Source organism: Rhodoblastus sp., assembly GCF_019449565.1.
In the GTDB taxonomy this organism is placed as follows: domain Bacteria; phylum Pseudomonadota; class Alphaproteobacteria; order Rhizobiales; family Beijerinckiaceae; genus Rhodoblastus.
The window spans coordinates 119,602-131,828 of record NZ_JAGRPM010000038.1 but is presented as its reverse complement, the minus strand read 5'-3'; the positions used below and the strand labels follow the sequence as shown (position 1 = coordinate 131,828).

Sequence of the window (12,227 nt, the reverse complement as noted above, 5' to 3'; positions counted from 1 at the left end):
GCGGAATTTATCTTAAGCCTTCAATGTCGCCGATGGAATTCAAGGGTCGTCAACCATGCGGCCAGTTCTTTCCCAGTTGGTTCGAGTCAGAAGAGTCCCGTCATGAGCGAGCAAGAGATCATTGTTCCGCCGCAGCCCCGCCGCCAGGACGCCCGCGACCTGCAATCGCGTCTGTATCGCGAGATCGGCCTTGCCGCCGTCGAGGCCGCGCTGTTCACCTCCGAAAAGGAATCGCCGGTTCGCGCCGAGACGCGCGCCGAGCGTCCGGTGAAAACGCTAGTTCAGCAGCGGAACGCCGCCTGAAGACGCTTCTCCGGACCGATCGCTTCGTCTTCGCGCCGGGGTTGGCAAGCCGCCCCGCGCGCCCTATCAGGTCTCCGTGAAAGGAATTCCTCTGGCCGCTGGCGGCGCGGGAGCCTGAATGATCGATCGTCGTCGCTTTCTCTCCAGCGGGCTGGCGCTGCCATTGATCGGCGCGGCGACAGCCGCCTATACGATCGGGGTCGAACCCAATCTCCTGCTTCAGGTCAAGCGTTATTCCCTGACCCCGGCCCATTGGCCGGCGGGCCTGAACCTGCGTCTGGCCGTGATTTCGGACATTCACGCCGGCGAGCCCTTCATGAGCGCCGCGCGAATCCGCCGCATCTGCGAGGCTGCGAACGCCCTGAATCCCGACGCCGTTTTATTGCTGGGTGATTTCAACGCCGGCCATTTCTTTATTACCCGCGCGGTCGACGAGCAGCAGACCGGCGAGGCCGTGTCGGTCCTGCGCGCTCCGCTCGGCTGTTTCGCCGTGCTGGGCAATCATGATTGGGCGCATGGACCCTTGCTGACCACGCCATCCGACGGCGCCGTGGCGATTCGCCGGGCGTTGGGGCAGGCGGGGATCGTGGTGCTGGAGAATGACGCTGTTCCGCTGGCGAAGGACGGGCGCAAATTCTGGATCGCCGGCCTCGGCGATCAGTTGATCGACGCCTGGGGCAGGGAAGGCCCGAGGGGCGTCGAGGGCGGCCAGGACGATCTCGACGGAACTCTGAGGAAGGTGACCGACTCGGCGCCGATCATCCTGATGGCCCATGAGCCGATGATCTTCCCGTCCGTCCCCAAGCGGGTTGCGCTGACGCTCTGCGGACATACCCATGGCGGGCAGGTCAACCTGCCGCTGCTCGGCCCGGTCGTCGGCGATATTCGCTTCGGCTTCGATTATGTTTACGGACATCTCCAGCGAGACGACCGCCATTTGATTATCTCGGGCGGGCTCGGCGAGTCGGTCGCGCCGGTGCGGCTGCTGCGGCCGCCCGAAATCGTCGAAATCGTGCTGGGAGCGGCGCAGCCGCCGCTGGCGCAATTCGTGGAATGGTGACAGGCTGCCTCGGATGGCCGTCCGCGTCAGGAGCCCATCAGCGTCAGAACATGGGCGGCGACCGAGCGCGCCAGACCGTCGAGGTCATATCCGCCTTCGAGCAACGACACCAAACGCCCATTGCAGACGCGATCGGACACGTCCATCAGTTTCGACGTCGCCCAGGCGAAATCCGCCTCAACCAGATTGAGATTGGCGAGCGGGTCGCGCCGATGCGCGTCGAATCCGGCGGAAATGATCACCAGATCGGGACGGAATTGCTCTAGCCGGGGCAGGATGGCGACTTCCATCGCCTCGCGGAAATGCATTCCGGTATCGCCGGCATTGAGCGGAGCGTTGACGATATTGTTGTACTCGCCGCGCTCGTTGCTCGCGCCGGTGCCTGGATAGAGCGGCATTTCATGGGTTGAGAGATACATGCAATTGGGGTCGGACCAGAAAATGTCCTGCGTTCCATTGCCGTGGTGCACGTCGAAATCCATGACGGCGACCCGCTCCGCCCCATGGACGGCGATGGCGTGGCGCGCGGCGACGGCGGCGTTGTTGAAGAAGCAGAAACCCATCGGGGTCGCGCGTTCGGCATGGTGACCGGGCGGCCGCATGGCGACGAACGCATTGTCGACGTCGCGCCGCATCACCTCGTCAACGGCCTGGCAGGCGCCGCCGATGGCGCGAAAGGCCGCCGCCAGCGTGCCGGGGCTCATGGTCGTGTCACTGTCGAGCCGGGCGAAGCCGTCGCGTGGCGAAGTCTGCTCAAGGGCCTGGACGTAGGATTCGGGATGGACCCGCAACGCCTGCTCGCGCGTGCCGTCGTCCGCCTGCGCCCGGATCAGCGTCATGAATTTTTCATGCTCGAGGATGCGTTCGATGACGCGGACTCTATCCGGCCGCTCTGGATGGCCGGGGCCATTGTCATGATCGAGGCCGGAGGGATGTGTCAGCAGAAGCGTGTTCAATTCAGGCTCACAAACAAAAATCCACAAGCATTTCCGGATCGCGCCTCTGAACCAGGAAGGAAATGGGGCGAACAGATCAAAATGCGCTGGGGCGGCGCGGTTTAGCGATGAACATCGCCCTATTCCTTGCGCCTGTCCAACGAAGTTTAGGTCTTAGATCCAAAGTACAAGCCACTTTTCGCCAATGCCGAAAATGATACGGAATGATGTTTTCGATCATTAGCGAATTAGCGCTCATTGTGACCACACTGTGGCCAAATCGCCACAAAGCGGGATAATTCACGCTTTTGATGTCGTACGGACGTGACCAGCTGGCCCTTTATGGTAATTAAGTTATGAAGTGACGGCGCTGGGGCGGCGCGTTGATTTGGGGCGAACCATGAACCTGCGGACGATTGCTTGCATTGGCTTGATTTCTGCGGCCCTGGCGGGCTGCAACATGGCCGGCACGCCTGATCCGACGCTCACCACGCGGGATCGCGAGTTCCTGTCGCTGGCGCCGAAGGGCAATCCGCCGGCCGAATATGGCCGCTATATTGTGGACGATCCGACGGGCCAGCCCGAGGGCACCGTCACCGTCGATACCTTCAAAAACTTCCTCTATTACTCGCTGCCCAAAGGGAAGGCGATCCGCTACGGCGTCGCGACGGGCAGCGAAGCGGCGGGCTGGACCGGCGAAGCCACCATTGGCAAGCTGGCCGAATGGCCGCGCTGGATGCCGCCGGCCGATATGCTCGAGCGCTGGCCGCATCTGCGTCCGACGGCGGAGGCTGGCGGCCTTCCCGGTGGTCCCGACAATCCGCTCGGCGCCCGCGCGATGTATCTTTTCCAGGGCAACAAGGACACGATGTATCGCATCCACGGCACCAACGAGCCGGACAAGATCGGCCAGCACGTGTCCTCAGGCTGCATTCGTATGCGCGATATCGACGCCATCGACCTCTACAACCGCGTCAAGATCGGCACCAAGGTCATCGTGGCCGCCCGCGCCTATTGAGAATTTGCACCGCGCGTCTTTTGCCGCGTTGGTTTGGACAGAAGGCCTTCCGGTTTTCCCTCGGGACCGGAAGGCTTTTCTTTTTGGGGCTCCGGCCTGTCCCTTGAGGGCCGCCAGGGCGCCGCCTTTTCGGCGCGCGATTGACTTGAGGGTCCGCCGCGCCTAACAAGTCCATCAGACGGTCCCCTTGCGCAAAGGGGTGTGAAAGGGAATGCGGACGGGCTCACGCCCCAAACCGCAGCTGCCCCCGCAACTGTGAATGGGAAGCCGAACGCCACAAAGCCACTGGTCCAGCGACCGGGAAGGCGGCGGGGGGCGCCAAACCCATGAGCCAGGAGACCTGCCGTCAAACTGACCACGCGACGGGCGGGGCGCTCTCGTCGCGATCCGGCCGTTTGGCCGGATGGCGGTTCACTCGCCGGGCGCCCTCCCGGAGCCCGAAACATGCGCCTTTCGAAAATTCCCGTTACGATCGTCACCGGCTTCCTCGGCGCAGGCAAGACCACTTTGATCCGCCATGTTCTGACCAACGCGCGCGGCCGCCGCCTCGCCTTGGTCATCAATGAATTCGGCGATGTCGGCGTGGACGGCGAAATCCTGAAGAATTGCGGCGTCGATTCCTGCGCGGAAGAAAATATCGTCGAGCTCGCCAATGGCTGCCTGTGCTGCACGGTTGCGGATGATTTCCTGCCCGCCATCGAAGGCCTGCTGGCGCGCGAGCCGCGTCCGGATCACATCATCATCGAAACCTCCGGCCTGGCTCTGCCGAAGCCTCTGGTGAAGGCGTTCGACTGGCCCGACATTCGCGCGAAGCTTACGGTAGACGGCGTCATCGCGGTGGTCGATTCCGCCGCCGTGGCCGACGGGCGTTTCGCCGACGATGAGGAAAAGCTCGCCGCCCAGCGCGCGCTTGACCCATCGCTCGATCACGACAATCCGCTTGAGGAAGTCTATGAGGATCAGCTGCTCTGCGCCGATCTGATCCTGCTGAACAAGGCGGACCTGCTCGATGAAGCCGCGCTTGAGAAAGTGCGCGCGGAAATCGCCGCCGCCGTGCCGCGCGCGGTGAAGATCGTGCCGACGCGCGAAGGCCGGCTCGACGTCGATGTGCTGCTCGGGCTTGCGGCTGCGGCGGAGGACGATCTCGCCGCGCGCCCCTCGCATCACGATGACGAGGAGGGGCATGACCACGATGATTTCGACTCTTTCGTCGCGCCGCTGCCGTCGGTGGCCGATCCCGCCGCCCTTTCGGAAAAACTTGCGGCTATTGCCCGCGATCATGACGTGCTGCGCATGAAGGGCTTCGTCGAAGTCAGCGGCAAGCCGATGCGCCTGCTGGTGCAGGGCGTGGGCGGCCGTTTCTCGCATCAGTTCGACCGGCCCTGGCGCGCGGGCGAGAACCGCTCGGGCCGCCTCGTGGTGATCGGCCAAAAGGGCTTCGATCGCGCCGCCGTCGAAGCGGCAATATCGGCCTAAGATCATGCATCTTGTCCGCACGGATCAACGATCGCTCGACGAGACGGCGCAGGCCGTGGATCTCGAGCAATCGCCTGCGGATATCGTCGCGCTCTCCTTTGCCGACAGCGACCTGTCGCTGCTCGCCAGCGCCCACGCGCCGCGCCATCCCAGCCTTCGGCTGGCGCCGCTCGCTTTGCTGAAACATCCTTTTTCCGTCGATCTTTATATCGAAAAGGTCTGCGCCAAGGCGCGCTTCGTGCTGGTGCGCCTGCTCGGTGGGATGGATTACTGGCGCTATGGCGTCGAGGAGCTTGCCGCCGCGTCGCGCAAGCACGGCTTCGGCTTCGCAGTCGTACCCGGCGACTGCATGGAAGACGCGCGGCTCGACGCGGCCTCGACGCTTCCGCCCGACGCGTTGCGCCAAATCTGGGATTATTTTCGCGAAGGCGGCCCGGAGAACATCTCGGCCTGTCTCGACTTCATCGCAACGAAAATCTCCGGCGAAGGCGTGGCTGCGCCGCCACGTCCGGTCGCGCCCTTCGGCCTCTTTACGCCGGGCTGTGTTCCCGCCCCGGCGGACGCGCCGACGGCGCTGGTCCTGTTCTATCGCAGCGCTTATCTGGCCGGGGATGACGCGCCGATCCGGGCGCTCGCCGAGGCGCTTGCGCGCGAAAATTTTCGCGTCGTCAGCTGCTTTGTTTCGAGCTTGAAAGACCCGGCGGCCTGCGCGCTGCTCGCGGAACGCCTCGCGGCGGACAAGCCCGATGTCATTCTCAACGCGACCGCCTTTTCCGCGCGGCTCGACGGCGGCGCCGTGCTCGACGCGGCGGACGCCCCGGTTTTTCAGGTCATCCTCTCCGGCGCGCAGGCCGAGCAATGGCGCGAGTCCCGGCGCGGCCTGTCCGCCGCCGATCTGGCGATGAATGTGGTGCTGCCCGAAGTTGACGGGCGCATTGTCACACGCGCCATCTCCTTCAAGCGCGCGCAGGACCGCGCCGACGCACTCGAATACGCCCCGGCGCGCCATGAGCCGGACGCCTCACGCGTTGGTTTCGTGGCCGCGCTCGCCGCGCGCTGGGCGCGCCTGCGCCGCCTCGGCAATCACGAGAAGAAACTGGCGCTGATCCTGTCGGACTATCCGGCCAAGGGCGGCCGCGCCGGCTATGCCGTGGGCCTCGATACGCAGGCGAGCGCGCGCGCGATTGTCGGGCGCCTCGCCGCAGAGGGCTATGACGCAGCGGCGACCCCGGAAAAACTGCTCGAAGCCTTGCAGTCCGCGCCTCTCGCCGCGTGTTTGTCGCTGCGCGCCTATCGCGCCTTTCTCGCGGGCTTGCCGCCGGACTTCGTTGCAGCGCTCGAGGCGTGCTGGGGCGCGCCGGAAGGCGATGCCTCCGTCCGCGAGGGCGCCTTCGTTTTCCGCTTTCTTCGCTTCGGCAAGCTAGTCGTCGCGTTCCAGCCCGATCGCGGCTCGTCGGAAAATCGCAAAGCGGATTATCACGACATGGCGCTGCCGCCGCGCCATGCTTTTCTCGCCTTCTATCTCTGGCTGCGCGAGCGCGAGAAGATCGACGCCCTGATCCATTGCGGCGCTCATGGCTCGCTGGAATGGCTGCCGGGCAAGAGCGTCGCGCTGGCCGAGGATTGCGCCCCGGAAATCGCGCTCGGCCCGGTTCCGCTGGTCTATCCCTTCATCGTCAATAATCCGGGCGAGGCGGCGCAGGCCAAGCGCCGCTCGGCGGCGGTCATCGTCAGTCATCTGTCGCCGCCGCTGGTCAAGGCGGGGGCGCATGGCGCGCTGGCCGAACTCGAAAGCCTGTTCGACGAATATGCACAGGCGCAGGGGCTCGATCCGCGCCGCGCCAAAATGCTGGCCGAGCTGATCCTGCAACGCGCGGACACCGCCGGACTGCTGCGCGAATGCGGAGCAGGAGAGGGCGAGGACGCGCTGATCCAGCTCGACGCTTGGCTGTGCGATCTCAAGGAAATGCGGATCAATGACGGGCTGCATGTCTTCGGCCAATCGCCCGAAGGCGCGCTGCGCGAGGAGACGCTCTCCGGCTACGAGGCAAGCGATCTCGCGGAAAGGCTCGACGCCTGCGGGGCGGCGGAAATGGGCGCTCTGGTCCATGCGCTCAGCGGCGGCTTCGTGGCGCCAAGCCCGTCCGGCGCGCCGGGCAGGGGACGCAGGGACGTGCTGCCCACCGGCCGAAATCTGTTCTCGGTCGATCCGCGCGCCATTCCCACGCGCACGGCCTGGGAGATCGGCCAGAAGCTCGCAAGCGAAGTGATCGAGCGCTATCTCCAGGATCACGGCGACTGGCCGCGCCGCATCGTGCTCGACCTGTGGGGCAGCGCCTCCATGCGCACGGGCGGCGATGATCTGGCGCAGGCCTTCGCCTTGCTCGGCGCAAGGCCGCTCTGGGACGCCGCCTCGACGCGGATGAGCGGCTATGAAATCCTGCCGTTGGCGCAGCTCGGCCGCCCGCGCGTGGACGTGACGCTGCGCATTTCCGGCCTGTTCCGCGACGTATTTCCGCAGCAGATCGAGGCCTTCGATTCCGCCGTGCGCGCCCTGGCGCAGCTCGACGAGCCAAGGGAAGAAAATCCTCTGGTCGGCGAGACTGAACCGCGCCGGGTGTTCGGAGCGGCGCCGGGCGCTTATGGCGTCGATCTGTCGGGCGCTTTCGCCAGCGCGGAGTGGCGCAGTCGCTCGGAGCTGGCGCAAAAATATCTCGCCGCCAATAGGCAAAGCTATGGGCGCGATGGCGCGCCGCTCGCGGGGGACGGGGATTTCGCCGCGCGCATCCGCGCCGCCGACGCCTTCGTCCATGTGCAGGATCTTGCGGGGCAGGACATACTCAACGCCGATTCCTTCGCTACCCATGAGGGCGGCTTCGCGGCGGCGGCGGAATTTCTGGGCGCTGCGCCTAGCCTTTATCATGTCGACGCCACCCGGCCGGACGCCGCGAAAGTGCGCAGTCTTGAAGAAGAGATTTCGCGCGTCGTCCATGCGCGCGCCACCAATCCGCGCTGGCTCCAAGGCATGATGCGCCATGGCGCCAATGGCGCGGCGGAGATCGCCGAGACGGTCGACAATCTCTTCGCCTTCGCTGCTTTGACCGACGCCGTAAAGGCGCGCCATTTCGACCTGTTGTTCGACGCCGTTTGCGGCGATGAGGCGGTGCGGACCTTTCTTGAAAAGGAAAATCCGCGCGCGGCGACGTCCATCGCGGAGAAGTTCAGCGAAGCCGAGCGACGCGGGCTTTGGCAATCGCGGCGCAATTCCACAGCCGCGATCCTCGCCGAGATGAGGGGCGATTCATGACCGAGACCTTACGCAAAGGCTGGTGTCCCGGCGCGCTCGCGCCCATGCTCAGCGGCGACGGCTATATATTCCGCCTGCGCCTCACCAATGGAATCCTGCCCTTCGAGCGCGCGAAGATTTTCGCAGATCTCGCGCGTCGTTTCGGCAATGGCGCCGTCGATCTTTCCGCGCGCGCCAATTTGCAAATGCGCGGCGTTGCGGGCGAAAATATTGCGGACCTGCAGGACGAATTGCGTGCTCTTGGCCTGCTCGACGCTGACGCCCGCGCCGAGGCCGTTCGCAATGTCGTCCCGAGTCCGCTGGCCGGTTTCGATCCATCGGCGCCGCTCGACGCACGTCCGCTGGTCGCGGCGCTGGAGGCCCTGCTGGCGCGTGAAGAAGCCTTGCATGATCTGCCCGCGAAATTCGGCTTTTCCGTCGATGGCGGCGGGTTCCTGCCGCTGCGGGGCGTCGAGACGGACATCGCCTTCGCTGCATTGCCCGGCGCGCCGTCGCGTCTCGCCCTGTCGCTCGGCGGCAGGCCAGCGGGCGAACTGGCGGCGCAAGACCTTTGCGTCGTCGCCGAGAGTCTCGCGCGCAATTTCCTGCGCCTGCGGGGACAGGATCGCCGCATGAGCGCTGTCGTCGCGCGGCTTGGCGTCGCGCCCTTGCTGGAGGGTGTCGCTGTCGTCGCGCCGCCGCCGACGCGTGAAGAGGCGGCGGCGCAATACGACAACATCCTGGGCGCGCAGCCATGCGGCGGACAAAATTTCGTCGGCGCGGGCCTGTTGTTCGGGCGCATCGACGCTGACGCCCTGGAAGCTCTGGCCGAACAGGCGCAAGCCTCCGGCGCGGCGGAATTACGCCTGACGCCGTGGCGCGCGATCCTCGCCGTGGGGCTGGAGCGTGCGGCGGCGGTCGAGCTTGTCCCGCGGCTTTCCGCGCTCGGCTTTCTGCTCGATGCGCAGGATTCGCGGCTGGCCTTCGCCGCCTGTCCCGGCGCCCCGGCCTGTTCCTCCGCGCGTGGCGACGTACGGGCGCTGGCGCTGGCGCTCGCGCCGTACTGGTCCGCGCAGGCCGATCGCGTTCACATTTCCGGCTGCGAAAAAGGCTGCGCCTTCAATTCGCCGGCGCTGACGCTCGTCGCGGAGGCTGATGGCTATGCGCTCATTGATTTTGGCTTGGCGCGCGAAAAACCGTCCGCGCGCGGGCTCGACCTCGCCGCGCTGCGATCGCGGCTGACTTCTCTCGCTCAAGGGATGCGGGTTTGACAGGTTACGATTACATCCGCGACGGAGCGGAAATTTACAGAAACTCTTTCGCGATCATCCGGCGCGAAGCGGATCTCGCGCGGTTTGATCCGTTCGAGGAACGCGTCGCCGTGCGCGTCATTCACGCCTGCGGCATGGTGGACATCGCGCCCGACCTGTTCTTTTCGCCCGGCGCCGCCAAGGCGGGAATCGAAGCGCTTTCCGCCGGGGCGCCAATCCTGTGCGACGCCAATATGGTGGCCTTCGGCGTCACCCGCGCGCGCCTGCCGAGCAAGAATGAAGTGATCTGCTCTCTCGCCGATCCGCGCGTTGTGGAACTCGCGAAAGAGATGGGCACGACCCGCACGGCGGCGGCGATGGAACTGTGGCGCCCGCATCTCGCCGGCGCCGTGGTGGCGTTCGGCAACGCGCCCACCGCGCTGTTTCACATGCTGGAAATGCTCGACGCCGGAGCGCCTGCGCCGGCCTTGATCCTGGCCATGCCGGTCGGCTTCGTCGGCGCGGCCGAATCGAAGGATGCGGCGATTGCTGATGGCCGTGTGCCGGTCATCGCCATGCGCGGGCGCAAGGGCGGCAGCGCAATGGCGGCGGCTGCGATCAACGCGCTCGCGAGCGAAAAGGAATGAGCGTGGGCCGGCTCTATGGCGTCGGGCTCGGTCCCGGCGATCCCGAACTCCTGACCGTGAAGGCCGTGCGCGTCATCGAGAGCGCGCCGGTCATCGCTTTCTTCGCCAAGGCGGGGCGGCGCGGCAATGCGCGCGCCATAGCCGACCGCTGGATTCCGGCGAGCGCGCAGGAAATGCCGCTGCTCTATCCGGTGACGACGGAAATTCCGGTGAGCGATCCGGCTTATAATGAGGCGCTGCGAAATTTCTACGAAGAGGCGACGGAAAGCCTCGCCGCCGAGCTTGCCGCCGGGCGCGATGTGGCGATTCTGAGCGAGGGCGACCCTCTGTTCTATGGGTCCTTCATGCATCTTTACATCAGGTTGAAGGATCGTTTTCCGGTCACCATCATTCCGGGCGTCCCCGGCATGGCTGGTTGCTGGGCTGCGGCGGGCGAGGCCATGACCTGGGGCGACGACGTCATGACGATCCTGCCCGGCACCTTGCCGCAACAGGCATTGACGGAAAGCCTGCGGCGCACGGACGCTGCGGTGATCATGAAGGTCGGCAAGAATTTCGCCAAGATCCGCCAGGCCCTGCGCGACAGCGGCCATTACGAACGCGCCATCTATGTCGAGCGCGGCGCCATGGCGGGCGAGAAAATCATGAAGCTCAGCGACAAGCCGGATGATTCCGCGCCCTATTTCGCCATTGTTCTCGTGAGCGGGCAGGGGCGGAGACCATGAGCAGGGACGGCGGCAAATTATTCATCATCGGCCTTGGCCCCGGCCCTGAAAAATGGCTCGCGCCGGAGGCTGGCGCGGCGCTGGCCGAGGCGGACGCGCTGATCGGCTACAAGCCCTATACGGACCGCGTGCCGGAACGCGCGGGGCTGGAGCGTTTCCCCACCGACAATCGGGTCGAGCTCGATCGCGCCCGCCATGCCTTGCAGCTCGCAAGCGAGGGCCGCAAGGTCGCTGTGGTGTCCGGAGGCGACGCCGGGGTGTTTGGCATGGCGGCGGCGGTGCTGGAGGCGGCCGAGACCGGCGACCCGCAATGGCGCGCGCTGGATATTCGAATCGTGCCGGGAGTCAGCGCCGTTCTGGCGGCGGCGGCGCGTCTCGGGGCGCCGCTCGGCCATGACTTCTGCGTGATTTCGCTTTCCGACAATCTGAAATCCTGGGAGATCATCGCGCGGCGCCTGCGCGCGGCGGCGGAAGGCGATTTCGTTATCGCGCTCTACAATCCCGCGTCCAAGGCGCGGCCGCGCCAGATCTTCGACGCTTTCAATCTGTTGCGAGAGGTGAAGAGCGGAGAGACGCCGGTCGCTTTCGCCCGCGCCATCGGGCGGCCGGACGAGCGCGTCATCCTGAGCGACCTCGCCTCCGCCGATCCGGGGCTGGTCGATATGGCGACACTGGTGCTGATCGGTTCGTCGGAAACACGCCTCATTAAGCGTCCCGACGCCGAGCCGTGGCTGTTGACGCCGCGCAGCTATGGGGCGGGGCGATGAGCCTCGATCCAGTCCAGCACCTCATCGAGCCGGGAGGCCTCCTCGGCGCCTTCGGCTTCAGGTCGGGCGACGAGAATGACCGGAATGTGCAGCTCGCGCGCCGCGACCAGCTTGGCCGCCGTCGCGCCGCCGCCGCTGTTCTTGGAGACAAGGATTTCAATTCCCTCGCCGCGCATCAACTCGCGCTCGCCTTCAAGCGTGAAGGGGCCGCGCGCGGAAATGAATTTGTGTTGCGGGAGCAGGCGCAGCTCCTCCGGTTCGTCGATGGCGCGCACGAAATAAAAGTGCTGCGGCGCGGCGGCGAAGGCCGCGAGCTGCAAGCGGCCCTGAGTGAGAAACACGCGGCGCGGCGCTTCGCCGAGCGCGGTCACCGCATCGACCATAGTCGCGACCTCGCGCCATTGATCGCCTTCGCCGGGCTCCCAGGCTGGTCGCGAAAAGACCAGCAGGGGAACGCCGCTTGTCGCGCTCGCGGCGCGGGCGTTGGCGGAAATCTGCGCCGCGAAGGGATGGGTGGCGTCGATCAGCGCGTCGAACTTTTCCTCGCGCAGGAATCGCGCCAGCCCCTCGGCGCCGCCGAAGCCGCCGATGCGGCAGGGGATCGGCGCCGGCGCCGGGTTCTGCGTGCGTCCTGCGAGCGAGAGCAAAGGCGAAATATCCGCGCGGCCGACGAGCGCGCGGGCCAGTTCGCTCGCTTGCGTCGTGCCGCCAAGAATCAAAATGCGGATCAAGTTGCGCAAGGGCGCGCTCCACTTCTATA

Annotated in this window: 11 protein-coding genes and 1 riboswitch; of the genes, 9 read left to right on the top strand and 2 right to left on the bottom strand. The window is 65.8% G+C overall.

What is annotated here, in order from left to right; genetic code table 11:
- Window positions 1–102 precede the first annotated feature (102 nt).
- Both QZ409_RS09190 and QZ409_RS09185 read left to right on the top strand, forming a co-directional pair.
- A complete protein-coding gene (locus tag QZ409_RS09190; RefSeq protein ID WP_296709723.1) occupies window positions 103–303 on the top strand; it encodes a hypothetical protein in 201 nt (66 codons plus the stop codon).
- 118 nt (window positions 304–421) lie between these two features.
- Window positions 422–1,363 carry a metallophosphoesterase gene (locus tag QZ409_RS09185; protein ID WP_296709721.1) on the top strand — a complete coding sequence of 314 codons (942 nt, stop codon included), beginning with the start codon at window positions 422–424 and terminating at the stop codon, window positions 1,361–1,363.
- 26 nt (window positions 1,364–1,389) lie between these two features.
- Here QZ409_RS09185 and QZ409_RS09180 read toward each other — a convergent pair whose 3' ends face one another.
- Window positions 1,390–2,319 carry a histone deacetylase family protein gene (locus QZ409_RS09180; RefSeq protein WP_296709718.1) on the bottom strand — a complete coding sequence of 310 codons (930 nt, stop codon included), beginning with the start codon at window positions 2,317–2,319 and terminating at the stop codon, window positions 1,390–1,392.
- Window positions 2,320–2,698: 379 nt separating this feature from the next.
- On the opposite strand from QZ409_RS09180, the gene QZ409_RS09175 reads away from it, so the two are divergent.
- The 7 genes from QZ409_RS09175 (at window position 2,699) to cobJ (ending at window position 11,467) form a co-directional block, all read left to right on the top strand.
- Window positions 2,699–3,316, top strand: a complete 618-nt coding sequence (locus tag QZ409_RS09175; RefSeq protein WP_296709713.1) for a L,D-transpeptidase — start codon at window positions 2,699–2,701, stop codon at window positions 3,314–3,316.
- Window positions 3,317–3,478: 162 nt separating this feature from the next.
- Window positions 3,479–3,679, top strand: a riboswitch (cobalamin riboswitch).
- A gap of 81 nt (window positions 3,680–3,760) precedes the next feature.
- On the top strand, window positions 3,761–4,792 hold the full coding sequence (gene cobW / locus QZ409_RS09170; protein ID WP_296709710.1) for a cobalamin biosynthesis protein CobW: 1,032 nt from the start codon (window positions 3,761–3,763) through the stop codon (window positions 4,790–4,792).
- A 4-nt stretch (window positions 4,793–4,796) separates the two neighbouring features.
- Entirely contained in the window at window positions 4,797–8,099 is a 3,303-nt protein-coding gene (gene cobN, locus QZ409_RS09165) for a cobaltochelatase subunit CobN (protein ID WP_296709706.1), read from the top strand.
- Complete coding sequence (gene cobG / locus QZ409_RS09160; RefSeq protein WP_296709703.1) at window positions 8,096–9,349, top strand: precorrin-3B synthase; 1,254 nt, start codon at window positions 8,096–8,098, stop codon at window positions 9,347–9,349. The genes cobN and cobG overlap by 4 nt, the downstream gene beginning before the upstream one ends.
- Window positions 9,346–9,975 (top strand): precorrin-8X methylmutase, encoded by a 630-nt coding sequence (locus QZ409_RS09155; RefSeq protein WP_296709701.1) that lies wholly within the window; start codon window positions 9,346–9,348, stop codon window positions 9,973–9,975. Before cobG ends, QZ409_RS09155 begins: the two co-directional genes overlap by 4 nt.
- Window positions 9,972–10,700, top strand: a complete 729-nt coding sequence (locus QZ409_RS09150) for a precorrin-2 C(20)-methyltransferase (RefSeq protein ID WP_296709699.1) — start codon at window positions 9,972–9,974, stop codon at window positions 10,698–10,700. The genes QZ409_RS09155 and QZ409_RS09150 overlap by 4 nt, the downstream gene beginning before the upstream one ends.
- The gene (gene cobJ, locus QZ409_RS09145; protein WP_296709696.1) at window positions 10,697–11,467 is read left to right on the top strand and encodes a precorrin-3B C(17)-methyltransferase; all 771 of its coding nucleotides are present in this window, start codon (window positions 10,697–10,699) and stop codon (window positions 11,465–11,467) included. The genes QZ409_RS09150 and cobJ overlap by 4 nt, the downstream gene beginning before the upstream one ends.
- Here cobJ and QZ409_RS09140 read toward each other — a convergent pair.
- Entirely contained in the window at window positions 11,449–12,207 is a 759-nt protein-coding gene (locus QZ409_RS09140) for a cobalt-precorrin-6A reductase (RefSeq protein WP_296709694.1), read from the bottom strand. The two genes, cobJ and QZ409_RS09140, sit on opposite strands and share 19 nt — an antisense overlap.
- Between the last annotated feature and the right edge of the window lie 20 nt (window positions 12,208–12,227).

Excerpts from the sequence above, each read along its gene's own strand:
- cobG (WP_296709703.1), top strand. The coding sequence starts at position 8,096 with ATGACCGAGACCTTACGCAAAGGCTGGTGTCCCGGCGCGCTCGCGCCC.
- cobJ (WP_296709696.1), top strand. The coding sequence starts at position 10,697 with ATGAGCAGGGACGGCGGCAAATTATTCATCATCGGCCTTGGCCCCGGC.
- QZ409_RS09150 (WP_296709699.1), top strand. The coding sequence starts at position 9,972 with ATGAGCGTGGGCCGGCTCTATGGCGTCGGGCTCGGTCCCGGCGATCCC.
- cobW (WP_296709710.1), top strand. The coding sequence starts at position 3,761 with ATGCGCCTTTCGAAAATTCCCGTTACGATCGTCACCGGCTTCCTCGGC.
- QZ409_RS09190 (WP_296709723.1), top strand. The coding sequence starts at position 103 with ATGAGCGAGCAAGAGATCATTGTTCCGCCGCAGCCCCGCCGCCAGGAC.
- cobN (WP_296709706.1), top strand. The coding sequence starts at position 4,797 with ATGCATCTTGTCCGCACGGATCAACGATCGCTCGACGAGACGGCGCAG.
- QZ409_RS09175 (WP_296709713.1), top strand. The coding sequence starts at position 2,699 with ATGAACCTGCGGACGATTGCTTGCATTGGCTTGATTTCTGCGGCCCTG.
- QZ409_RS09185 (WP_296709721.1), top strand. The coding sequence starts at position 422 with ATGATCGATCGTCGTCGCTTTCTCTCCAGCGGGCTGGCGCTGCCATTG.